The organism is Mycobacterium sp. shizuoka-1, assembly GCF_002723835.1.
Taxonomy (GTDB): Bacteria; Actinomycetota; Actinomycetes; order Mycobacteriales; family Mycobacteriaceae; genus Mycobacterium.
The window spans coordinates 44,207-67,727 of record NZ_BEWG01000081.1 but is presented as its reverse complement, the minus strand read 5'-3'; the positions used below and the strand labels follow the sequence as shown (position 1 = coordinate 67,727).

Annotated in this window: 19 protein-coding genes; 5 read left to right on the top strand and 14 right to left on the bottom strand. The window is 66.3% G+C overall.

Annotated features, from left to right (window positions below; all coding sequences use genetic code 11):
- Positions 1–7: 7 nt before the first annotated feature.
- Genes MSZK_RS32460 through MSZK_RS22120 form a run of 3 tightly spaced genes read right to left on the bottom strand, consistent with a single transcriptional unit; the run spans position 8 to position 2,942 of the window.
- Positions 8–340: an MmoB/DmpM family protein gene (locus MSZK_RS32460; RefSeq protein WP_064914594.1), complete on the bottom strand. Its 333-nt coding sequence runs from the start codon at positions 338–340 to the stop codon at positions 8–10.
- Positions 337–1,392 (bottom strand): aromatic/alkene monooxygenase hydroxylase subunit beta, encoded by a 1,056-nt coding sequence (locus MSZK_RS22125; protein WP_064914593.1) that lies wholly within the window; start codon positions 1,390–1,392, stop codon positions 337–339. The genes MSZK_RS32460 and MSZK_RS22125 overlap by 4 nt, the downstream gene beginning before the upstream one ends.
- A complete protein-coding gene (locus MSZK_RS22120) occupies positions 1,389–2,942 on the bottom strand; it encodes an aromatic/alkene/methane monooxygenase hydroxylase/oxygenase subunit alpha (RefSeq protein ID WP_064914592.1) in 1,554 nt (517 codons plus the stop codon). The genes MSZK_RS22125 and MSZK_RS22120 overlap by 4 nt, the downstream gene beginning before the upstream one ends.
- A gap of 139 nt (positions 2,943–3,081) precedes the next feature.
- Here MSZK_RS22120 and MSZK_RS22115 point away from each other — a divergent pair, with 139 nt between their 5' ends.
- From MSZK_RS22115 to MSZK_RS22105, 3 genes are all read left to right on the top strand, one after another.
- Positions 3,082–4,962 carry a CdaR family transcriptional regulator gene (locus MSZK_RS22115; protein ID WP_095785407.1) on the top strand — a complete coding sequence of 627 codons (1,881 nt, stop codon included), beginning with the start codon at positions 3,082–3,084 and terminating at the stop codon, positions 4,960–4,962.
- An 81-nt stretch (positions 4,963–5,043) separates the two neighbouring features.
- Positions 5,044–6,210, top strand: a complete 1,167-nt coding sequence (locus MSZK_RS22110; protein ID WP_095785406.1) for an acyl-CoA dehydrogenase family protein — start codon at positions 5,044–5,046, stop codon at positions 6,208–6,210.
- Between the two features lie 81 nt (positions 6,211–6,291).
- On the top strand, positions 6,292–6,783 hold the full coding sequence (locus tag MSZK_RS22105) for an SRPBCC domain-containing protein (protein ID WP_095785405.1): 492 nt from the start codon (positions 6,292–6,294) through the stop codon (positions 6,781–6,783).
- A gap of 143 nt (positions 6,784–6,926) precedes the next feature.
- Here the strand turns inward: MSZK_RS22105 and MSZK_RS22100 are convergent, their stop codons facing one another.
- From MSZK_RS22100 to MSZK_RS22080, 5 genes are all read right to left on the bottom strand, one after another.
- Positions 6,927–8,675: a biotin carboxylase N-terminal domain-containing protein gene (locus MSZK_RS22100; RefSeq protein WP_371277653.1), complete on the bottom strand. Its 1,749-nt coding sequence runs from the start codon at positions 8,673–8,675 to the stop codon at positions 6,927–6,929.
- Between the two features lie 79 nt (positions 8,676–8,754).
- Positions 8,755–9,264 carry a MaoC family dehydratase gene (locus MSZK_RS22095; RefSeq protein ID WP_198419703.1) on the bottom strand — a complete coding sequence of 170 codons (510 nt, stop codon included), beginning with the start codon at positions 9,262–9,264 and terminating at the stop codon, positions 8,755–8,757.
- Between the two features lie 120 nt (positions 9,265–9,384).
- Positions 9,385–11,340: an AMP-binding protein gene (locus MSZK_RS22090; protein WP_095785402.1), complete on the bottom strand. Its 1,956-nt coding sequence runs from the start codon at positions 11,338–11,340 to the stop codon at positions 9,385–9,387.
- Positions 11,341–11,366: 26 nt separating this feature from the next.
- Complete coding sequence (locus MSZK_RS22085) at positions 11,367–12,920, bottom strand: acyl-CoA carboxylase subunit beta (protein ID WP_198419701.1); 1,554 nt, start codon at positions 12,918–12,920, stop codon at positions 11,367–11,369.
- On the bottom strand, positions 12,917–14,056 hold the full coding sequence (locus tag MSZK_RS22080; RefSeq protein WP_095785401.1) for an acyl-CoA dehydrogenase family protein: 1,140 nt from the start codon (positions 14,054–14,056) through the stop codon (positions 12,917–12,919). Before MSZK_RS22080 ends, MSZK_RS22085 begins: the two co-directional genes overlap by 4 nt.
- Before the next feature lie 123 nt (positions 14,057–14,179).
- Here MSZK_RS22080 and MSZK_RS22075 point away from each other — a divergent pair, with 123 nt between their 5' ends.
- Positions 14,180–14,923, top strand: a complete 744-nt coding sequence (locus MSZK_RS22075) for a TetR/AcrR family transcriptional regulator (protein ID WP_095785400.1) — start codon at positions 14,180–14,182, stop codon at positions 14,921–14,923.
- 36 nt (positions 14,924–14,959) lie between these two features.
- Here MSZK_RS22075 and MSZK_RS22070 read toward each other — a convergent pair whose 3' ends face one another.
- The 5 genes from MSZK_RS22070 to MSZK_RS22050 all read right to left on the bottom strand — a co-directional run bounded on the left by MSZK_RS22070 (position 14,960) and on the right by MSZK_RS22050 (position 21,174).
- Positions 14,960–16,072 carry an NDMA-dependent alcohol dehydrogenase gene (locus MSZK_RS22070; RefSeq protein ID WP_095785420.1) on the bottom strand — a complete coding sequence of 371 codons (1,113 nt, stop codon included), beginning with the start codon at positions 16,070–16,072 and terminating at the stop codon, positions 14,960–14,962.
- A 173-nt stretch (positions 16,073–16,245) separates the two neighbouring features.
- Positions 16,246–16,998 (bottom strand): glucose 1-dehydrogenase, encoded by a 753-nt coding sequence (locus MSZK_RS22065; protein ID WP_095785399.1) that lies wholly within the window; start codon positions 16,996–16,998, stop codon positions 16,246–16,248.
- 70 nt (positions 16,999–17,068) lie between these two features.
- The gene (locus tag MSZK_RS22060) at positions 17,069–18,544 is read right to left on the bottom strand and encodes an NAD-dependent succinate-semialdehyde dehydrogenase (protein WP_232530506.1); all 1,476 of its coding nucleotides are present in this window, start codon (positions 18,542–18,544) and stop codon (positions 17,069–17,071) included.
- A 76-nt stretch (positions 18,545–18,620) separates the two neighbouring features.
- On the bottom strand, positions 18,621–20,210 hold the full coding sequence (locus MSZK_RS22055; RefSeq protein ID WP_095785398.1) for an NAD(P)/FAD-dependent oxidoreductase: 1,590 nt from the start codon (positions 20,208–20,210) through the stop codon (positions 18,621–18,623).
- A gap of 64 nt (positions 20,211–20,274) precedes the next feature.
- On the bottom strand, positions 20,275–21,174 hold the full coding sequence (locus MSZK_RS22050; RefSeq protein WP_095785397.1) for an alpha/beta hydrolase: 900 nt from the start codon (positions 21,172–21,174) through the stop codon (positions 20,275–20,277).
- A gap of 326 nt (positions 21,175–21,500) precedes the next feature.
- Between MSZK_RS22050 and MSZK_RS22045 the strand changes: the two genes are divergently transcribed.
- A complete protein-coding gene (locus tag MSZK_RS22045; protein ID WP_095785396.1) occupies positions 21,501–23,312 on the top strand; it encodes a sigma-54-dependent Fis family transcriptional regulator in 1,812 nt (603 codons plus the stop codon).
- A gap of 76 nt (positions 23,313–23,388) precedes the next feature.
- On the opposite strand, the gene MSZK_RS33620 is transcribed toward MSZK_RS22045, so the two are convergent.
- Positions 23,389–23,469 (bottom strand): hypothetical protein, encoded by an 81-nt coding sequence (locus tag MSZK_RS33620; RefSeq protein ID WP_142305035.1) that lies wholly within the window; start codon positions 23,467–23,469, stop codon positions 23,389–23,391.
- Positions 23,470–23,521 lie beyond the last annotated feature (52 nt).

Sequence of the window (23,521 nt, the reverse complement as noted above, 5' to 3'; positions counted from 1 at the left end):
CTCGTGGTCAGCTCGCCGCAGCAGGCACGGGGTCGTTGAGTTCCAGCATCTCGGAGGTGACCCGGAAGCTGTTGTCGTCTGTCTCTGCCCGGCCGACGAAAGTGGTCATCACTACCAGCCATTGGCCGATGGTGATGTCCTTGCCGCCCATCTCCTGCGACACGCGGGCCATGTCGACGCGGATCTCACTAGGGTGTTCCAGGTACCAGTAGGGCCCCCGATCGACGATCTTGACATCGGGCTGGTCAACCTGCAGCACGTCGATGGTGGCGTCGGCCTCCTCGCTCTTCATCAGCACCATCGCCACCTTGCTGTCTGCGGATATGGCCGGTGTGCTCATGCGGCTGTCCCCACTTTCAGATCCAGTCCCGCGACCAGCTCCTCCTGGTTCTGCCGGGCGACCGCGAACACCTCGTCGAACCGTGCGACCTGCAGCGGCGGCACGTCGTAGACGTCGGCCATCGCCTTCGCGGCCTCGAGAACCTTGGGCGTCCAGGAATCCAGCCAGGCGCTCATGGTCGCCGCATTCTTCTGACATTCCGGCACCGTCGGGTCGGTGACCATGCGGACGAACTCCTGAGTCCAGGCGAGGTTGCGGCGCCGGTCCCGGTCGGTGGTGCCCACTAGGTGGGGTGTCACCGGGTCGCCGTGGAAGGGGCCGAACCGGCGCACCAGTTGGCTGACCGCCAGCTCGGTGAGGATCGGGTCGAACACCAGGTTTGTCACCACGGCCAGCTCCGCCCAGTCGTTGCCCGCCAGGAGCTCCTCGACCAGCCGACGAGTCGGTTGATACCGCTGGTCCTCCAGCCACACCGCCTTCGCGCCGTCGTCGGCGAAGCCGTCGACGTGGTCTTCAAGCTCGAGCAGATGCAGCACAATGTCCTGTGCGTGCCGCATCCGGTCGAACGCCTCGAAGCAGAAAACATTGCCGAGCGTGTCCGACAGCGCCTCGCGCTGTGCCACGGCGAACGCCCGGAACAACCCGTACTCCGCGTACGCCCAGGCCCGGTAGTGCCGGCCAAGGATCTCCCGGGTCCACACCGGATCAAACTCGTTGAACACCCCGTTGGCCGCCGCGTCTTCTGCCGAACGCGCGATCGCGCGCTCCTGTTCGGCCTGCATGCGTACGTAGGTGCGCTGCCAGTGCGACGCGGGGTCGCGGAACAGGAACCAGTTCGGGTGGACCAGCGCGGTCGATTCCCGGATCCAGGGCGTTCGCCCGTTGACGTCGCGTAGGAGCCAGCCCTGCTGGTCGAACCCGTCCACGTCGGGCTGGGCGCAGCAGGTGACCGCCTCGTACTCGGACAGCCTACGGCGGCGGGACGGGATGTAGGTGAAGTCACGGGTCGGCTTGCCCGCACACTCGACGGCGCCGGGAAACATCGCGGTCATGCGCCCGCCCCGTTCCCGGAAGCGCCGGCAGCGGCGAGTTGCGCAGTGATCGCCGGCATCGGGTCTCTGATCTCCATACCCCAGGCGCGGACGTCGTCGATGGTCCACATGCGTTCGGTGTCCAGCGAGGGCTGCGCGATCAGGGTCGTGCCGTCGGAGCGCAAGAAGCCGTTTTGCACGATGAAGTCCGCCAGCCCCATCCCGTCGTGGTGCTGCCAGAAGTTTCGGCTCTGCGCGTAGCGGATGGGCTCCTGAAAGAACAGCTTCTCGCACATCGGCCCGCAGAACGGCACCGTGCGGCCACCGTATTCACCGAACCGCACCTCGCTGCAGTCCAGCCGCGGGAAGATGCATGGCATCTGACAGACCTGGCACAGTGGCGGCAGCGCCTCAAACGCCGCCATCGGGTTCACACCGTCCTCGGCCTTGGTGATTTGGCGGAAGTTCTCCCAGAAGGGACCGTAGTGCTCATACCAGCCCGGGTATTTGTTCTCGAACCATTCGAAGTCGGACTCCGTTAGCGGATCCCAGCGCCAGAAATGCAGCGGCCAAGACGCGGCGGCCAGCATCGCGGCGGTGTGGTGCTTCCAGCGCATCTGTTCCTTCGCGACGTGGAAGCATTCGGGCACGGTCAGGCCGTAGGGCTCCATCTTGGAGATGTATGAGCCGACCCAGTCCTCCTCGATCCACTCGGTCCACTTCTCCAGGTAGGAGTGCCCGCGGTCCTTCTGGAAGTAGTCGTACACGGCTCCCAGGAAGGGGTCCAGGAAGGAGTGCTGGCGCCAGAACGCGCGGTCGAAGTCGGTTTGCAGGTGCTTGAGATTGTCCTCGTTGGAAACTACCGCGGCCAGCGTCGAGTAGCCGTTGGCCATGTGCCGTGCCTCGTCGGACTGGACACTTAGGAACACACTTGGAGTGACGTTGTCTCCGTTGGCCGCGGCGACCTCGGTGAGCGTGACGAAGATCGGATTGGTGTACGCGGTTTCGGCAACCACCTGCAGATTGAGCGCGCCCTCGATCGGGTCACCAACAAAGAAGGTCTCCAGGGCCGCCCGCCCGGCCACTCCGAACAGGTTATTCGCACGCGCCTTCATCCCGATGTGGAAGCCCTCCGGGTCGGCCGCGTGCTTCGCGAAGTACCGGTTGAGGTACAGCTCCTGGTTGGTGTGCCGGACTTCGTCGATCATCTGCGCCATGTATCCCTGCCGCAGCTCGGCATTCTCCACGGTATCGACCAGCTGGCCGCAGCACTTCATCGCCGCGTACTCACCGAAGTTCACGACCGGCAGCGCGATCTTCAAGATCTCCATCCAGCGCGGCTGTGCCTTGCCTGCAGAGTTGGACCTGGCCAGGGCGTCTTCCATGGCACCGTACTGGCGGTCGTCTTTCTCCTGCTCCATCGAGACGTAATCGCGGATGAGATGGCGGAAGGGATCCTTGGTCTTGCGGGGAATGACGTATTTGGTCGGATAGCGGTCGGGCTTCTCGGCGTACGAATGCTCCCAGTCGAAGTCCTTGACCCGCTCATGCGCCTTGATCAAGTTACGCATCGATACTCTCCTTCATTGCCCCTCATTGGTGAGGATGATCATCCCAATCTTCCTTGGTGATAGGAATCACACTAAGCACGAGACTTCGCGGGCGCATCGGCGGAACGTACAATGATTCCGTCTGGATTGGTGCATCTGCATGAAAACTGAGTCGCAGCCCGGTCATCGCGCGGTTCTCGAGCGGGCGGATCGGCTTGCCTTTCGGGCCGCCGACCTGATCGAGGCCTCCGTCGGGCGTCCGGTCTTGGTTCTGCACAGCGGAGCGATCGAGCAAGCACAGATCGAGCTCGAACTGCAGGAAAGAGATCGCGCGGACGCACTGGGCGGCGGGTCGGTCGAATTCCTGCATCGAGGAGCTGGCCAGGCCGGACTCAGTGCCGCCGCCGTTCGGATCGCTGACCGCGGGACCGGCCCACCGCACGTGTTGGTGGTTCATTCGCAGGCGTCCGACGGCGTACCCGCCGCAGACCCGGACGACTGTTCGCGGGTCGCTTACCTATTGCCGGACTCCGCCACGTTTACCTGCCTGTTCGCGGACTCCCACGCCGCTGGCGCCGGGCTTCCCGCACTGCTGCGGCACACCGTCCTGTGGGCCGACGGGGATGAGGTCAATGTTCGGTCGCCGGAGGGCCGCCTCCTGCTGCTGGACCACCTGCTCGACCAGCTCGACAGCCCCGCCCAGGTACACCATCTCGCGATGTCCCCCGCGATCTCCACCTTGAGCGGCGGCGCCGTCGAGCGTCTGGTCGCCCGCCGGCTGCGCGCGCTTTCCTCGCAGGCAGCTTCAAGCCCCGGCGTCAAGGCTTCTGGGGCTGCGAATTGCGCCGCGGTGTGTGGGGCGCTCGCCACATCCGACGGCCTTCTCGTCGAGATGCTGGCTGCCGCATCGTCACACGCCGCTGACGAAATCCTGTTAGAGGACGCCGATTTCGTTCCGGTCATCTGGCACCCACCTGACCGGCCCCCCTCCTCGCTTTCCGAGTTGATCACCCCTGGCCGGCTGCGGCGACTGGCCGAGCAACTAAAACCGGGCGTACCCGAACTGGTTCGGCTGGGGACGCCTGCAGCCGGATACCGGATCGTCGCGCGGCTCGGCTCCAAGAAACCGCTCGGCTACCTTTCGACGACGGCACGTGGCAGGAACACGGATTCGGCTGTCGAATGGCTCCGACACATTGCTCCGGTGGCCGCCGCCGAAATCGCGCACCGCGCCTCATGGCCGAGACTGAGCTCGGAGACCCGCCGTCAGATGGTGAGCCTGCTGGCAAAGGGCGCCTTCAGTCGGCATTCGGCCAAATTGGCGGTCGAGCACCTCGTGGGGTCACTCGGCGCGCGAGTGGCCGCTCTGGACGAGATCAGAACAGCCGATACGGTGCCGGCAGCGAACGCACCATCCGACGATCATGGCGATTCGCACGGCGCGCTGCGCCGAATGCTCGATTCGTTGGGCCTCCCGCACGGCGAACACATGGGCCTGGTGATCGCGTTGGTCCAAGCCAACGACAGCTCCGTGGACCGGCTGGTGCGCGCGCTGCGGCCACGCGCGGTGGCTGTGGGGCTTGGATCAACTGTGCGCGACCCCATGGAGCTGGCATCCTCGGCGAGGCAGGCGGTCTATACTTGCCAGCTGGCGGTAAGCACCCGCCAACGGTTCCTGGACTTCGCCGCGATCGGCGTACACCGTTTACTGCTCCCCGGCGCCGAAGCGGGCGACCCCGAGTTCGAGGAGCCGATCCGACGACTAGAGCAGGCAGCGACGACGCTGCGCTTCGACGGCCGGCAGACCCTGGCCAGTTACCTGAACACCGGTGGAAACCTCCGCCGGGCGGCCCACGAGCTGGTCGTGCACGCGAATACGCTTCGCTATCGGTTGGACCGGATTGCCGAGGTCATCGATGTCGACCTGACCGACCCCGAACAGCGCTTCCGCCTCCAGCTTGCGATGCGGCTGCGCGCCGGTCGACGCTCACTCGCGGAGTCAGGCCTCTGGGATGACGCATCGCGCGACGAGTCAGGCTAGTCGCACTCCCCGTCAGGTAAGTTGTATAATCATTGCCCTGAACGGGGCCTGCTGGGCCGGCTATCGGCTGTGGAGGTAGAGATGGACTTCGCCCCGAACCCGGACCATGAAGCCCTGCGCAAGGGCGTGCGCCAGGTGACCGCACGATTCGATGACGATTACTGGGCCGCCTGCGACCGGGACCACCGCTTCCCGGACGAGTTCTACCGGTCGCTGGCCGCGGGCGGCTGGCTCGGCATCGCGATTCCTGAAGAGTACGGCGGCGCCGGGCAGGGCATCACCGAAGCGTCGCTGTTACTTCAGGAGATTGCGCAGTCAGGTGCCGCGATGAACGGGTGCAGCGCCATCCACCTGACGATCTTCGGGATGAACCCCGTGGTCAAGCACGGCTCCCCACAGCTGCGCAAGCAGCTGCTGCCCAAGGTTGTCTCCGGTGAGCTGCACGTGTCTTTCGCGGTCACCGAGCCCGACGCGGGCACAGACACCAGTCGGATCACGACCCGGGCTCGTCGCGACGGCGACCACTACGTCGTCAACGGCCGGAAGGTGTGGATCACCAAGGCCCAGCAGGCTGACTACCTGCTGCTCCTCACCCGCACGACGCCCCGCGAGGAGTGCGCCCGCCCGGTCGACGGGATGACACTGTTTCTGGCACCGCTCGACCGGTCGGCCGTGGAGATCCGAGAGATCCCGAAGATGGGCCGCAACGCCGTGAATTCCAACGCGCTGTTCATCGACAACCTGCGCATCCCCGCCGATCACCGAATCGGCGACGAAGGCACGGGGTTTCATTACCTGCTCGACGGACTGAATCCGGAGCGCATCCTGATTGCGCACGAGGCGATCGGAATCGGCCGAGCGTCGATCCGACGCGCTGTGGACTACGCCAACCAGCGGGTGGTGTTCGATCGTCCGATCGGCAAGAACCAGGGCATCGCATTCCCGTTGGCGGAAGCCACCATGCGACTGGATGCAGCCGAGCAGGTGGCCAACAGGGCGGCCTGGTTGTACGACCACGGCCAGCCGTGTGCCCGCGAGGCCAACAGCGCCAAATTCCTGGCCGCCGACGCCGGGTTCTTCGCCGCCGACCACGCCGTCCAGACCCACGGCGGGTTCGGCTTTGCCAGCGAGTACCACGTGGAGCGGTACTTCCGCGAGGCGCGGCTGATGAAGATCGCGCCGGTTTCCCAGGAGATGGTGCTCAACTACATCGCCGAGCACGTACTTGGGCTGCCGAGGTCATATTGAGCGGCTGACTATCGGCAACCCGCTGGGGGCGGAAGACCACCGCATCGGCCACGCGCCGGCTAAGCGAACGGAGTAACGACATTGACTGCAAACACGAGCCCGCCACCGGATTCGGAGGCCGGCGGAACCGAGGCGGTGTTGGATAAATCGCTGCGCTACGCCGTGCCCGCAGCCAAGCTGTACGAGCTGTTGGTGTCCGAAGACGCGGCGTCACACTGGATGGGTGCTGAAGTGACCATCGACCCGACCGTCGACGGCGAGATCCGGGTGAGGATGTCCGGGTGGCCGGAGGTCGTCGGCGAGTTCCTCAAAGTGCTCGAGCCGGAGCGGCTGGTGGTGCGTTGGCAGGCCGCGGATTGGGGGCGGCCGCTAGTCAGCACCATCGATGTCCATGCCGACGGGCCAAACGACAGTAGGCTCTCCGTGCGCGAATCGGGCTTCGGCTCCGATGATGACCTGCTACGGCGGCGGGACTGGCTATGGTCGCACTGGTTGGTTCGGTTGGCGGCATCGGGTGCCCAGCTGGGTTTTGTGGAGGCGATACCCCAAGCCGCGCCCAAGCCGCTGGGTTGACTTAACTGCCGGACCGCCCGCCATCGGTATCGCCAGCCACGATCAGAAACTTGTCGGTAGGTGAAATCAGCGGGATATCTTGTCGGTAGGTGAAATCAGCGGGATATGTTCTGGCCGCGATCGGGTTCGACCCGGCTGGTGTTCTAATAGGAGTCGTCGATCGTGCAGAGCGTGGTCCCGGCCGCGACAGACATGCCGACCGACACTGCAAGAGACATCACGGTTCCTGCACGGTGCGCCAGCACCGGGTTCTCCATCTTCATCGCCTCGACTATTGCGATCAAATCTCCTTTGTTGATGGATTGTCCGTCGGCGACAGCGACGCGGACCAGGGTTCCATTCATCGGCGCGGTGACGCCGTCACCGGCGACCTCTTCGTCGTCGGCGTGCCGAAGCTGCCCCGATTCCCGGCGAATCGCCACAGCCCTGTCCCCCAGAGTTGCCAGACCGGGAACGTGCACCGACATCAGCCGGCGCCCCACGCGGACGTTGAGGTGGTCACCGGCTGATTCGGGCTCGAGCACGATCTGATCGAGGTCTTCCTCGATCCAGCGATTGTGTACCTCGAACGCATAGTCGCCGGCGAACGCCGGATGGTCGAGGATCTGACGGTAAACCGAGACCGGCGTGTGCACTCCCTCGATTCGTGTTTCCGCAAGGGCCCGCCGAGCTCTGCCGACGGCCTGGGTGCGGTCGCGCCCGGTCACGATGAGTTTGGCGAACATCGAGTCGAATCGGCCGTCGACCGTGTCGCCCTCGACAACGCCGGTGTCGACCCGGACCCCCGGTCCGGTTGGCAGCTGAAAACGAGTGAGTGTGCCCGGCGAAGGCAGGAAACCCATCGCCGGGTCCTCGGCGGTGAGGCGGAACTCGATGCTGTGGGCGCGTGCCGGTGGTGCGTCGGTTGCGAGCGCAGCTCCCCCCGCGATGCGGAATTGCTCGGCCACCAGGTCGAGGCCCGTGCTCTCCTCGGTGACCGCGTGCTCGACCTGCAGTCGGGTGTTGACCTCGAGGAAGGACAGCGTGCCGTCCGCGCCGAGCAAATATTCGACGGTGCCGGCGCTTACGTACCCGGCGGCACGACAGATTCGCTGTGACGAGCGACGCAGAGCCTGCTCCTGGTCTGGGGTGAGAAACGGTGCGGGCGCCTCCTCGATGAGCTTCTGGTTGCGGCGCTGCAGGGAGCAGTCCCGCAACCCGACAACGAGCACGGTTCCGTGAGTGTCGGCGAGCACTTGCGCCTCGACGTGGCGGGCGCGGTCGAGAAATCGCTCGGCGAAGCACTCGCCGCGACCACATGACGCGGCTGCCTCGCGGGTGGCCGCAGCGAAGGCCTCGGGGATTTCGGCCTCGTCGCGCACAACCTTGAGTCCGCGGCCGCCGCCCCCGAAGGCCGCCTTGATCACGAGTGGAAATCCGTGGCGCCGAGCAAAGTCCGCGACTTCCGCGGCATCGCGAACGGGTGCTGTGGTCCCCTCGGCCAGCGGGGCACCAACGTCGCGCGCGATCTTGCGGGCGGCGACTTTGTCGCCCAGCCGGCGAATCGTGTTGGGCGGCGGGCCGATCCAGACCAGCCCTGCGTCGAGCACGGCCTGGGCGAAATCGGCATCCTCGGACAGGAAGCCGTACCCAGGGTGCACGCAGTCGGCATCAGCCGCGAGGGCAGCGCTGACCAGCGCGCTGCGATCGAGGTAGGTCGACGCCAAATCGGTGCCGCCCAAGGCGACAGCCTCATCGGCTTCCCGCACATGCAGGGCGTAACGGTCGGGCTCCCCGTAGACGGCGACGCTGCGCAGTCCGGCGTCGCGGGCCGCGCGGATTACCCGCACGGCGATTTCGCCGCGGTTAGCGACGAGAACGCTTCTCAGCGGTGCGGGCGGTTCGTCGGTCAGCACCGGGAGTCTCCTGTTCGACGGGCGATCACGCGAGCGCGACCACATAGAAGGCGGTCGAGCCCGCGTTCGGAGTAGATCAAGTGGTCTTGGTGCTCTTGGTGCGGCCCCCATTCGGCACGCCATCGTCGCGAGGGCCGCGAGGTCGCCGGTGCATGAGGCCGGTCCGCCGGGCCCGGCAGACCAACTCGTCGCGCTGGTTGTAGGCCCGATGCTCGAACACGACGAGACCGGCGTCGGGCCGTGATCGCGAAGGCCGGGCCGCGACGACCTCGGTTTCGACGCGCACGGTGTCGCCGGGGAACACCGGCTTCGGAAAGCTGACGTTGTCAAGCCCGAGCTGGGCGACGATTGTGCCCAGGGTCAGCTCGGGAACCGACAGCCCGACCACCAGCGCGACGGTGAACATGCTGTTGACCAGGGGACGGCCGAACTCGGTCGAGGCTGCGTAGTCCGCGTCCAGGTGCAGTGGCGCGGGGTTCATCGTCATCGTCGTGAACAGCACGTTGTCGGTTTCGGTGACGGTGCGCCGGTTTGCGTGCCGGACCATGGTCCCGACCTCGAGCTCTTCGAACCAGCGGCCGGACACCGCGCGCTCGTCAGTTCCTGTCATCGGTCCTCCTGCCGGGAAAGGGGTCAGCGGAGAATTCGGGCTGCGTGGTCGCCGCCCCTGCTCGGGAGGTCCTGGAGCGCGTGGTGCGCATGGCGCTCACTCCCGGACCGCGTTCGCGACAACGTCCAATGCGGACAGATCCTCAACCGCACTGGTGTCGCCGGTCGGCTTCCCGTGCACGACGAAATCGCGCAGCAACCGGCGCATCGTCTTGCCGGTCCGTGTCTTCGGCATCGATTCGGTGAGGTAAACGCGATCCAGCTGGGCGTAGCCGCCCAATTCATCGACGACGCGGCGCTTGATGTCTTCCCGTACGTCCTCGAGCGCGACGTCGTGGCCGAGCGTCACGAACGCGACCGGCACCGTCCCCTTGGTCTCGTGCGGCACCCCGACCACCGCCGCCTCGACGACGCCGGGGTGCGCGGTGACGACGGCCTCGATCTCCATCGTCGAGATGCGGTGCGCCGCCACATTGATGACATCGTCCGCGCGGCCCAGCACCCACAGGTGCCCGTCGAAATCGACGACCGCCTCGTCGTGAGTCGCGTAGCGGCCGGGGAAATCGGAAAAGTAGGTGGCGAGGTAACGGTTGTGGTCATCCCACACGGTGCGCGCAAGTGTGGGGAACGGGGCGGTCAGCACCAGGTTCCCCTTGACGCCCGGCGGGACCGGCTCGCCGTCGCGATCGACCACCGCGTACTCATGCCCCGGGGCGGGGGTGCCGACCGAACCGGCCTTCAGTGCCTCCACCCCATACACCGGGTAGGTCCAGGTCGAGCCGGTCTCGGTCTGGCCGTAGGCGTTCACCACCGGGATGCCGAAGGTGTTCGTCGTCCACTCGAAGGTGTCCGCGTCGAGCGGCTCGCCCTGCATCGTGATCAGCTTCAGGCTCAGAGGATGTTCGGCGGCCAGGTCGTCGCCGAACTTGCGCAGCATGCGGGCGAAAGTCGGTGCGGCAAGTACCTTGGTGACTCGATGCCGCTGGCAGATCTGGTAAAACCGGGCGGCGGTCGGGGTGTCGGGGGCGCCCTCGTAGCAGGCGATTGTCATGCCGCAGGCCAGCCCGCCGACGACGGCCTGGATCGGAAAGGTCAGCCAACCGACATCGGCGGCCACCCAGTACACGTCATCCGGCTCGTAGCCGACCTGCCAGTGGGCATTCGCCCACGCGCCGAGGAGGAAACCGGCGACGGTGTGCACCAGGCCTTTGGGTTTGGCCTCCGTGCCGCTGGTGAAGATCAGAAACGACGCCTCGTTCGGGTCGAGCGGCACCGGCGGTGTGCCCGCGGCGCCCGCCTCCAGGATTGCGCCGTAGGCGTGCTCGCCCTCCTGGAGCGCGACGCGGTTGCCGGTTCGGTCCACCACGACCGTGGCGCGCACGGAGGGAGCGCGCGTGCGGGCCAAGCGCAGGGTCTCCAGCAGCGGGATGAGCCGGCCGCGCCGGTAGCTCGCGTCGGCCACCACCACCACGGAGGCGCGCGCCGCCTGCAGCCGCGACGCGACCGCGTCTTCGCCGAACCCGGAGAACAGGACGGTGTAGATCGCGCCGATCCGGTTGCAGGCGTGGATGGTGGTGAACGCCTCGATCAGGTTCTGCATGTAAACGCCCACGACGTCACCCTTGCGGACGCCGAGCGCGAGCAGTCCGGCCGCCAGACGTGAGACTTCGTCGGCCAACTCGGCATAGCTCAGTGTGCGGACGTCACCGGGTTCGCCCTCCCAGATCACCGCCGTCCGTTCTGCGGTGGCCTGCTGCTCGGCCCACCGGTCCACACAGTTGTCGGCGACATTGATCCGTCCGCCCTCGAAGTAGCGGAAGTCGGACATATCGCCGGTACGCACGGTGCGCCAGGGTTGTGACCAGCGTTGCTGGCGCGCCACCCACTCCCAGTAGTCGTCGGCGGTCACGAAGGACCGGGCGTGCTCCAACGCGGCCACCCGCCCCGGCACGACCCACGCCGGCGGAAGGGGGCGCAGTGGGTCGGCGATGAGCTGGGTCAGCGGGTCGGACGAAGTGTTGCGCGGGGTGTCCTGAGTTCTGCGTTGCGACATCGTTGTCCTCCGGGGCGGGTAGCTGGCTACACGGGGCTGATCAGGTGATGGCGGCGTCGCGACGACCGGGTCCAACGGTCGGCGTCGACCATCCTGGCGACCAGCTCGGCGCGTAGCGAACCCGGGCCGACGACGGCATCGACGACGAGATCGCTGGCCATCCGGAACAGGTCGACGTCGGCCTGCTGCTCGACGGTACGGGCAGCGATGTACGCGGCGCGCTCATCCTCGTCCGCGATGGCTGCCATCTTGTTGGCGTACACCGCGTTCACCGACGCCTCGGCGGACATGGCTCCAATGGTGGCCGTCGGTAACGCGAGAGTGGCCCGGGGTTCGAAGCCGGGGGCACACATCGCGTAGTAACCGGCAGCGTAGGCCTTGCGCAGCACGACGGTGTACTTCGGCACCTCTGCAGATGACATCGCGGCCACCATCTTGGCGCCGTGCCGGATGATGCCTTGGCGCTCGACCTCGACGCCGACCATGAAGCCGGGAACGTCCTGAAGGAACACCAACGAGATGCCGAACGCATCGCACATCGAGATGAACCGCGCCGCCTTGTCCGCGGAGTCCACGAAGATGGCCCCGCTTCGGACGCTCGGCTGGTTCGCCACGATGCCGACGACACGGCCGTCCAGCCGGGCGAGGCCCACCACGATCTCCCGCGCCCAGCGGGCTTTGATCTCGAAGAATGACCCACCATCGACGATGCCGTCGATCACGTCACGGACGTCGTAGGCGGTGTTGGGGTCGTCGGGAACCACGTCCCCCAGCGGCCGCTCGGGCTCAGCGGCCCCGCGCCGCGCGGGCGGGGCGCGAAAGTCGTCCGGCAGGTACGACAACAGCAGCCGGGCCGCCGCGATGGCCTCCCAGTCGGTGTCGAACACCTCGTCGCCGCACCCGGAGACGGTCGCGTGCATCATCGCCCCACCCATCTCCTGCAGCGTGGTGCGCTCACCGGTGACCTTCTCCGCGACACGCGGACTGGCCAGATACATCGATGCGTTCCCGTTGACCATGCCGACCCAGTCGCAGAAGGCGGGCATGTAGGCGCCGCCGGCGGCCGACGGTCCGTGCAGACAGCAGATCTGCGGCACCCGCCCGGACAGCCGCACCTGCATGTGAAAGATCGCCGACGCGCCGCGGCGGCCCGGGAAAAAACCCATCTGATCGGTCAGCCGCCCGCCCGCGGAATCGACCAGATATACCACCGGAAGCAGGTCTCGATCAGCCCGTTCGAGAATGCGGATCTGCTTTTCGCAGGTCAACGCCCCCCAGGAGCCGGCCTTCACCGTGAAGTCGTGCGCGATCACGGCGACCGGACGGCCCTCCACGCCGCCGACACCGGTGATCACACCATCGGCCGGCAACCCGGCGTCGGCAGCCGACGCCAACAAGCCGTCCTCAACGAACGTCCCCGGATCGAACAGCACCGCGAGACGGTCCCGGACGGGCAGCTTTTCCGGCCAGCGGGTGCAGTCCCCGCCGCGGCGGGCGTGGTCGATGGCGGCCGCGACATCCCGGGTGGTCGGTCGACCATCGGCGGCCACATTCGGCACGGTGGTGGTAGTCGCCGTCACGACGCCATCGCCTTGGCCAGGATCTCGAGCTGCACCTCGTCGGCGCCGCCGCCAATCCGCAAAATCCGGGCGTCGCGGTAGTGCCGCGCGATCGGCGCCTCTTCGACAAAGCCGGCGCCACCGAACAATTGCACGGCCTCGTCGACGATCCGGTTGGCCGCCACCGCGGCGAAGTACTTCGCCCGGGCCACCGATGAACCCGCCTCGGGATGCCCACAATCGAGCCGCACCGCGCCCCGGTACGTCAGCAACCGGGCCGCCTCCAGCTCGATTTCCATCACCGCGATTCGGTGTCGAACCGTCTGCAGGTGCGCCAACGGAGCGCCAAAGACCTCCCGCTCGCGCACGTAGGCCCTGACCAGGTCCAAGCACTCAGCGGCATGCCCGAGGCCCATCCCGGCGAGGGCGATTCGCTCCAGCTGAAATCCCTGCATGATCTGGTGGAAGCCGCGGTTCTCGGCACCGACGACGGCGGAGGCCGGCACGGCGACCTCGTCGAGAATGACCTCACGAGTGTCCGAGGAGTGCCAGCCCATCTTGCGCAGCGGCCGACCCACCGCCAAGCCCGGGGTGTCACGCTCAACCGCGAACAGAGTGATACCCGAATGCCGCGGCCCTCCGGTACGGGCGGCCACGATTATCACGTCGGCCAGGCCCGCGTTGGTGATGAACATCTTCCGCCCGGCGAGCACCCAGCCGTCGTGGGTACGGCGGGCCCGCGTGGTAATGCCCGCGACATCGGACCCGGTCCCCGGCTCGGTGACCGCGATGGCGGCCACCGCTTCACCCGCGGCGAGCGGCGCAAGCCAGCGCTGCCGCTGCTCGTCGGTGCCATCCCGGACCAGGTGAGGGCCCGCCATGTAGGCGCTGACCAGGGCGGTCACGGCGATACCGCCGCTCGCGCGGGTGAGTTCCTCGGCAAGGATCGCGACGGCAAGCGCGTCGCCGCCCGATCCGCCGTACTCCTCGGGCATCATCAGACCCAGCAGGCCGGCGGCACCCAACGGTTTCCACAGTTCGGCGGGGAAGACGCCACCGGATTCGGCGGTGTCGACCAGCGGACGGACCTCCCGGTCGGTGAAGTCGCGACATACCTCGCGAAAAGTCGCGTGATCGTCGTCGAGTTCCCACGGCATCGCATCGCCCCGTAAAATTAGACCGACCGGACGGTCGAGATTTTTCCCGGAGGCGGCTGCCCGTGTCAACCCCTACGAGAGATACCGTGGACACTCCGGGTCGGTCGGCAGACGGGAGCAGATATGGCGCGGAGCGCGCCGTACAAGGCGTCGCTCAGGAAAGCGGACGCTCAGCGGCAGCGGGTGCTCTCCGAGTCGATGGAAATCTTCAGCAGACGTGGCTTCCGCGCCACCTCGATGAACGAAATCGCGGCGGCCGTCGGCCTGTCGAAACCCACGCTGTACCACTACTTCCGAAGCAAGGAAGAACTGCTGGTGCGGCTCTACTTGAACATGCTCGACGAGAGTCTGGAGATGGGCCGAAAGACAGTCGCCGAAGCGGATTCCCCGCTGGCCGCAATCCGCAGTCTCATCGCCTCGCGGGTGGCCTATACCTGCCGCAATCAGGCACTGCTCACGGTGTGCTTCGAGGAGGAGCAGGAATTGCCCGTCGAGCTCCTCACCGAGGTGCTGCAACGTCGACGCACCTTCGAGGAGCTCTTCCTCGCTGCTCTGCGGGAGCACCTCGCACGGCACCCCGGCAAACTCGTGGGGATGACCCCCACGGTCTACGTGAACATGTGCCTCGGAGCGGCGAACTGGTGCTACAAGTGGTTTCGAGCCGACGGAGCGGCCAGCCCCGAGGAACTCGGCGAGCAGATTGCCCGGTCTCTCACCACACCGCTCGACCCCGACGATGACACCGCGCCGCCAGAGCCCACCGACGCAGCTGACGCGCCGTCGGCATCGGTGCCGTACGTTCGCCCCCGAAACACCCGCCGGCCCTACGGCGTCACGACAACGCGATCATCAGACAACGGCGGTTAGCCAGTACCGTTCGCAACGTCTGAACGCGTACCGGGCTCACTGCGCATGGGTGATGACGCCCCGGATGTTGTGGCCGTCCCGCAAGTCCTGGTAGCCCTCATTCACCTGCTCGAGCGTGTACGTCTTCGTGACCAGCTCGTCGAGTTTCAGCTGACCGGCGTCATAGAGCCGCAACAGCTTGACGATGTCGTACTGCGGATTGGCCGAACCGAACAGCGTGCCCTTGATCGTCTTCTCGAACAGCGTCATCACCCCGCCAGAGACATGCACGGTCAACTTCTCCGGGTTGGCCAACCCGGTGATCACCACCGTGCCGCCCCGCCCGACGACGTTGAAGGCCTCGGTCACCACCTGCTCATCGACGGTGCCGACGGTGATGATGGCCTGATCAGCCATCTGCCCCCAGGTCAACTCGGTCACCTTTTCGGCGGCCTCCTCGGCCGTCGCGACAACGTGCGTTGCGCCGAACTTCGCCGCGGTATTGCGCTTGAACTCGACCGGATCCACCGCGACCACATACTTCGCGCCGGCCTGCTTTGCGCCCTGCACCGCGTTGATGCCGATGCCGCCGATGCCATACACCACCGTGGTATCACCGGCACGGACGGCGCCCGCATAATTGGCACTCCCCCACCCGGTCGGCACACCGCAGCCCACCAAAACGGCTGTCTGCAGCGGCAGCCAATCATCGACCTTCACCACCGAATGCTCGGAGATGGTCGCGCGCTCGGCGAAGGTGCCCAGCATGCACATCGCGCCGAAATCGGTGTCGCCCATGTGGAAGCGGAACGACCCGTCGGGCATATTGCCATCGAGAATCGTCGCACCCATGTCGCACAGGTTGGAGCGCCCCGTCGCGCAATAGCGACACCGTCCACAGTTCGGGATGAAGCTACACACCACGTGATCACCCGGCTTGACCTTCGTCACGCCCGCGCCGACCTCCTCGATGATGCCCGCACCTTCGTGGCCGCCGACGATCGGGAACCGAGGCACCAGATCGCCGTCGGTCAGGTGCAGATCGGAGTGGCACAAACCGGCGGCCACATACCTGATCAGCACTTCGCCTGCCCGGGGGCCGTCAAGATCCAACTCGACGATCTCAAAGGGCTTGCCAGCCTCGAACAACACAGCCGCCCTGGTTTTCATTTTCTCCTCCTTCTGCACGTTGCGGTGGGTTCGCCGTCGCACCGGTTCAACTGAACTCAGAACCCTTCCTCGACCGATCGAAACATGCGACCAACCGTCTGGGCAATGGGTCAGCAGCCTGCACCTCAGCATCGCCAGCAGACGCGAAGTATCCGCCCGGGGCCTCCCATTGGCTATTGGGCGGTGTATCCCCCGTCCAGGACGAGCTCTGAACCGGTCATGAACGACGACTCGTCCGATGCGAGAAACAGCGCGCCACTGGCGATTTCCTCGGGTCTTCCCATCCGCCCCAGCGGTGTGGCGGCGATCAGCGCCGGTCGAGACTCGGCCGGGACCTCTTCATCCACCATTCCCGTGTCGATCACGCCGGGATGAAGCGAGTTCACCCGAATGCCCTCGGGTGCGTACTGAATCGCCGCGGTCTTGGTGAGCAGGCGCACCGCACCCTTGGTCGCCTGGTAGGCCGCGGCCGCACCACTGCCGATCAGGCCGTAGATCGAAGAGACATTGACGATCGAGCCCCCGCCGGCCCTGCGCATGGAAGGAATGGCGGACTTCATGCCCAGCCAAACCCCGGTCTGGTTCACGGCGACAATCCGGTTCCACACCTCCAGCGAGGTCTGCTCAACACCGGCCATGTCCAGGATCCCGGCGTTGTTGACCAATACGTTCAGTTCACCGAACACGGCAGTCGCGTGTTGGACCGCGCGGTCCCAATCCGCCTCGTCGGCAACGTCGAGCCGGGTGGCTGACACCGTAGCCCCCGAGTCCAGAAGTTCCTTTTCGAGGGACACCAGCGCGTCGTCACGAACGTCGGTGATGACGACGGAGGCACCTTCGGCGGCAAACAGCCGGGCCTCCGCTGCACCTTGTCCGCGCGCGGCTCCGGTGATGAGCGCAACCTTGCCTTCGAGGCGGTTCGTCATTTCTGCGTCTCTCTTTCCGATAGTGGTTGTCGGCCAGTTGTTGCGGCGCTGGCCGGGCGTGCCGGCGGTTTCAATCCGTGGTGAGGGCGATGTACTTCGTCTCCATGAAGTCTTCGAGCGCGTGGTGACCGCCCTCGCGACCGAGACCCGAGCTCTTGACCCCCCCGAACGGCGCAGCCGGGTCGGCCATCAGGCCACGGTTCACGCCGACCATGCCGACGTCGAGGCGCTCGCTGATGGACACCGCGCGCGAAATGTCTCGAGTGAACAGATAGCCCGCAAGTCCGTACTGCGTATCGTTTGCGAAGGAGACGGCCTCATCGATCGAGTCGACGACGAACAGGGGCGCCACCGGGGCGAAGAGTTCCTGACCGGAAAACTCGGGAGCCTTGTCCCGCATCGCCAGGACTGTCGGCTCGAAGAAGTAGCCGTCGCCGCCCACCGGCTTACCGCCCACAAGCACATCGGCCTGCGCGCCGACGACACTTTGGACTATGCCGGTGATCGCTTGCCGCTGTGTTTCGGAGATCATCGGCCCGACGTCGACCCCCGGCCGGTACCCCGGTCCGACGACCAGATTGCGCACCTCATCGACGAACAACTCGGTGAACTCCGCGGCGATACCCTGCTGCAGGATGATCCTGTTCGCGGCGACACAGGCCTGCCCCGCGTTGCGGAATTTCGCGGCGACGGCTGCTGCGACGGCATGCTCGACGTCGGCGTCGTCGAGGACGATGAACGGGCCGTTTCCTCCGAGTTCGAGTTGAACACTCACGACATTGCGCGCTGCCTGGCGCATCATCAACGAGCCGACGGCGACCGAGCCGGTGAAGCTGACCTTGCGCAGCCGCCGGTCGTGCATAAGTTCCGTAGACAGCTCCCCCGGACGAGAGGTATGGACCAGATTCAACACGCCTGCGGGAATGCCCGCGTCGATGACGGCCTGCATCAGCAGTGCCGAGCTCAGCGGCGTCTGCTCCGCGGGTTTCATGATTGCCGTGCATCCCGCGGCAAGCGCAGCGACGGCCTTGCGACCCGGGACGAGGACGGGAAAATTCCACGGCGATACGAGCAGGCTGGGACCGACGGGTTGCATCGTGGCGATGATCCGGAAATTGCCGCGCGAACCTCGGGCGAAGGAGCCATGCACGTGAGCCGCCTGCTCCGCCAGCCACTTGACGAAATCGAGCGTCAGCGCCATCTCGCCTGCGGCCTCGGATCGTGGCTTCCCCGCCTCAAGCACCATGAGGTCGATAAAGGCCTCCGCGCGTTCCGAGAGCAGCTGGTGGATGCCATGCATGAGGTCGCCGCGCACCCTCGGTGCCACGTCGGCCCACGCGGCCTGCGCGGCGTGGGCGGCGTCGAGGGCAGCTCGCGTGTGAGCGTTTGTCGCGTCTGAGACGGATGCGAATGGTTCCCCCGTCGCGGGGTCGACCACGTCGAAGGTGTCGCCGAGGTCGATCCATTCACCGTCGACGTGTAGTCCGGTCGGGATGGTGTGTTGGCGTGCGGTGCCGGGAAAGTTGACGGTGACCGTGCGAGACACCAGAACGTTCCTTTCGATGGGAGTCAACGAGCTTCGGCGCGGGTGGCCGGATTACGGCCTGCGCGCTGCGGCCCGCTCAGCTGAACTGAAAGCCCTTGTAGCCGGCGTCCTTGCATTCCGAGAGCACGTTGCGGTAGGCACCCAGACCGGCGAGGTAGAAGTAGACCGTGTTCTTCTTGCCGGGAATGTTGGCGCCGAAGATCCACGACTGTGCCTTCGGGAACAGCGTCGCGTCGGCGATCTCGCGGCAGGTGGCGGTCCAGTCCTGCTCGGCGTCGGCAGTCGGCTCCACGGCGGAGTAACCGGTCTGCTCCACGTGCTCGATCAGGTCGGTGGACCACTCCACCTGTGTCTCGATCGACGGCGGCAGGTTGGTGAAGGGGCCGTTGGGCCCGAGCACCATGAACATGTTCGGGAAGTTCGCGACCGCCGCCCCGAGATAGCTGGACGGTCCGTCCTTCCAGTAGTCCGCCATCGTGAGGCCATTGCGGCCTCGCAGGTCGAAGCGCTTGTAATTGCCGTCGACCGCATCGAACCCGGTGGCGAAGATCAGGATGTCGATCTCGTGCTCCACCCCGTCGGCGGTCCTGACGCCGGCAGGCGTGATCTCCGTGATCGGATTCTCCTTGACGTCCACGAGTTCGACGTTGTCACGGTTGAAGGTTGCGTAGTACCCGCCATCGCACAGCGGCCGCTTGGCATAGAGGTCCTTCGGCATCAGCTTGCGGGCCGTCTCGGGGTCCGTGACGATCTCGGCGATCTTGCCCTTGATGAAGTCCTGTGCGGCCTTGTTCGCGACCTCGCTGGTGGCGATGTCGGCGAAGGTCTCGAACATGAACCGGAAGCCGCCGCCCTTTTCCCACGCTCGCTCGAAGATCGCCAGCGCCTCCGACGACGACACGGACTCGTAGGTGGTGGTGCTCTCCTCGAAGCCGAAGGCGACGACCGAGTTGCGCACCTGCTCCCAGATGGCTTCGTAGTTCTCCTTGACGTCTGCGACGTACTCCCGAGAGACCGGCCCGTTGCCCACGGGGACGGTGAACTGGGCCGAGCGCTGGAACACGGTCAGATGGTCGACCTCGGGAGCGATCGCGGTGATGACCTGGACTCCGGTGGATCCGTTCCCGATCACACCGACCCGTTTGCCGGCCAGCTCGAGGTCGGCCGGCCACTGGCCGGTGTGCACGTGGACGCCTTGGAAGGTGTCGATGCCCTTGAGGTCGGGGAGGTTCGTGGCCGACAGCAGCCCCACCGCGGTGACGAGGTACTTCGCGGTGTGCAGTTCGCCGGTGTCGGTCCTGACGTGCCAGAGGTTGTCATTCTCGTGGAAGTGCGCCGCGACGACCCCGGTGTTGAGCTGAATATCGGGCCGCAGGTTCCAGCGGTCGGCCACGTGCTCGAGGTAGCGCAGGATTTGCGGCTGGGTGACGTAGCGGGTGTCGAAGTCCCACTCTTTCAGCAAGTCCTTGTCGCAGGAGTAGCAGTAAACGAACGACTCGGTGTCCGAGAGTGCGCCCGGGTAACGGTTCCAGTACCAGGTACCGCCTATGCCGCCGGCCTTGTCGAACAGTCGCACGTTCAAGCCGTGCTCGTCCCGCAGCTTCTTCAGGGCATACATCCCGCCGAAGCCCGCGCCGATAACGATCGCATCGTGGTGAGTGCTCATATCAGTCGGTCCTCTGTTCTCTTCGTGCCCGAGTTCGTCTGTCCGAGTTCGTCCGCCGGGAGGGTCAGCGGCGGTACCAGCTGCAGATCCGGGCGATTTCCGCGTCGGCCTCCGGGGCGCGCCCGGCGAGGCAGGGAAACACGTGCTGCATGCAGTCGACGACCGAGAGCGTCACCTCGGCGCCCGCCGCCGAGGCCCGGTCGGCGAGCCGGGTTGCGTCATCCAGCAGCGTTTCCGCCGAGCCGGCGCTGATGTACAGCCGCGGGAAACCGGTGTAGTCGGCGTACAGCGGGTTGGCGTGCGGATCATCGGGCTTGCCGGTCTCGCCGAGGAACATCGCCGACATCCCCTCGAGGATCTGCCGACTGACCAGGCCATCGCTGTCCGCGTTGGTGGTCAAGCTTTCGCCGGCGAGCTCCATGTCAAGCCATGGCGAGAGGGCGATCACCGCTCCGGGCAGCGGCGAGCCGTCGTCGCGGAGCTTCAGTACGGTGGCGACGGCCAGGTTGCCGCCGGCGGAGTCGCCGGCGGTGATGATGCTGCCGGGCGCGAAGCCTCGGTCCAGCAGCGCGCGATACACCGCGGTGACGTCCTCGATCTGCGCGGGGAAGGGATGCTCGGGCGCTCGCCGGTAATCGATGACGAACGCTGTCGTCCCGAGCGCTTTGGCGAGGTGTGCGGCGAGCTTGCGGTGGCTGGCCGCGGATCCGACGGCGAAGCCGCCACCGTGGGTGTACAGGACGACCCTCGACGTGTCCGCGCCGAGCGGGAGTGCCCAGATACCCTCGACACCGGCGACGATGTCCGACCGGTACGTCACGGCCTCGGGCTCCTTAGTCGGCTGGTGCCACTCGTCGAACATGCTGCGCAGCATCCCAATGGACATTTGCGGGTCGGCGGCCATGCGGCTGGTCCAGTCCCGGTAGAGCGCCTCGAGAAAGCCGGCTTCGGCGGAGACGGTCACGAGCGTTGCCTTTCGGATCACAGTTGCCCGGGGATTGTGATGTGGACAACTGAGTTACAGTGTGTGAGCGGCGCAATACCAACGACTGTTCCGATTTGAAACAGGGCGGCAGCGGCCACACGTTTCCGGGCTTCCACAGCTGGCCAACCCCCGGCCAAGACGAAAGGCCGCCCGAAATCACCATCCTCAGCGGTAGGCTTGTTCCCGGCGCTCTTGCGGACGCGCCGGCACGGCTCGCTTGAGAACGGGTTGGCGGGGCGAATTCCTCTCGGCGGACCGGGCGCCTGACAGTGGTTGCGTGAGTCCCGTCAGCCCTCGGAGGAACGATGGAGAGGCCTTCCAGTGGCATCGAGCTGGACCGCTTGCGAGCGGCCCGTGAGCGGCTGCGGGATCAAGGCGTGCTGCACCACGTCGACGTGTCGGGCACAGTCCGGGAATCGATCATGCGTAGCTGGCGCCGGTCGGCGAGCCAGGGCGTGCCCACGGGCCGGATTGCCTTTCAGCATCTCGATGCTCATGGACGTTCCGAGCTGCTGTGCCGGTCGGCCGATCCCGTGCTGGATCGCCTGCAGGCCGACCTGGACGGGCTCGGTGTGGCGGTTTTTCTCAGCGACCACAAGGGTCGGATCCTGTCCCGGCGGGCCGCCGGCAACGTGCAGCTAAGGAAGCTCGACGGCTCGTGTGCTGCAGAGGGGTTCGACTTCTCCGAGTGTGCTGTGGGAACCAATGGCATCGGTACGGTCCTCGAGGAGAAGGCCCCGCTGTTCGTCCGCGGAGGTGAGCACTTCAACGACCTGCTGGAGCCGCTGACCTGCGCCGGTGCACCCATCCGCATGGCTCCGGCCGGTCGCGTCCTCGGCTCGATCGCCCTGACCTGCTCGGTTGAAGCCACCAACCCGATGATGCTGACCCTGGCGGTGAACGCCGCCCGGCAAATCGAACAGGTGATGGCCGACCTGGACGGAGGGCGCAACAGGGCCCTTTTCGCCGCGCTCAACCCCAAGTCGGGCGCAGCGGGCCGGGCGCCGATGGTTGTACTGACCCCGGAAGCGGTCGTTTCCAACACCGCGGGTCTTCAGTTCGTCACCCCCGAGCACCACCCATTGCTGTGGGAGGCCGTGACAAACCAGACCTGGGGCAGCGAGCCGCGAACCATCGAACTCGACCTGCCCAGCGGACGCGTGCTCGCCGTGGCGGAGCGGCTCAGCGACCCCACCGGTCATGCCTACCGGCTGGAGTTCAGTCAAGATTCGAAAAGCAGCCGGGCAGCTCGCCGACGTGCACCGGAAACGGGCCGGTTCCTGCATCCTTTGCCGGCGATCGATGAGCGGCTGCAGTACGCACTTCGGGTTTCAAGGACGATCGCGATCGACGGTCGGGCTGGCACCGGGAAGTACCACCTGGCCCGAACAATCGCCGAGACCACCCCGCAGTGCCCCACGCGGGTGGTCGACGTCGCAGCATTCGCCGCCGAGCGCGACACCGGGTGGCTCGCGGATGCGGCCGATGCGCTGTCGAGCGGCGGCCACGTCATCGTGCGCCACCTGGAACTGCTGGACCCTGGGTCGGTCGACAAGGTCACGGCGCTGACGGCGTTGACCACCGCAGCGGGCGGCGGGAAGGGTCGACTGCTGCTCACCGTCGACCTGCGAGCGGCGAGCGATCACGTCGCCGAATTGGTGAAGGGCGCGGCGACCGTTGTCACGCTGCCCAACCTGTGCGACATGAAGGAGCAGATACCCGCAATCGCCGAGGCCATCCTCTCCGGCCTGGAAGGAATCCGGCCCGGCACCACCTTGGCATCCGCCCCCCGACAGGCGCTCATGGCCTACCCGTGGCCGGGCAACATCAAAGAGCTTCGCCAGGCGATGGTCGACGTTGCGGCCACCAGGCCGGGATGGCTTGTCCAACTCGAGAATCTGCCTCTGAGCCTGAGGGACGCGGCGCACAAACGTCAGCTGACCGGCTATGAAAGAGCCGAACGCGACGCAATCCTTGCTGCCGTCCAGGAAGCCAACGGCAATCGCTCCAAGGCGGCGGCACTGCTTGGGATCGGGCGAACCACCCTGTACCGCAAGATCCGTTCCCTCCACATCGACTGCCCCGACACCATGTTCACCACCACGAGCGGTGGCTGACGATGCATCCGACCCGGTCAAGTACGGTGCGACCGGATCTCGGCGAGCCGGGGCGGCCCGCGCCGGAGCCCGGGCGTCACGATTGGAACCCTCGCACGAGCTGGTTGGCGATGATGCGGCGCTGGATCTCGCTGGTGCCTTCGTAGAGGCGAAACAGCCGGGCGTCTCGCTAAACTGCTCGACCGGTACCCCGTGCATGTATCCCATGC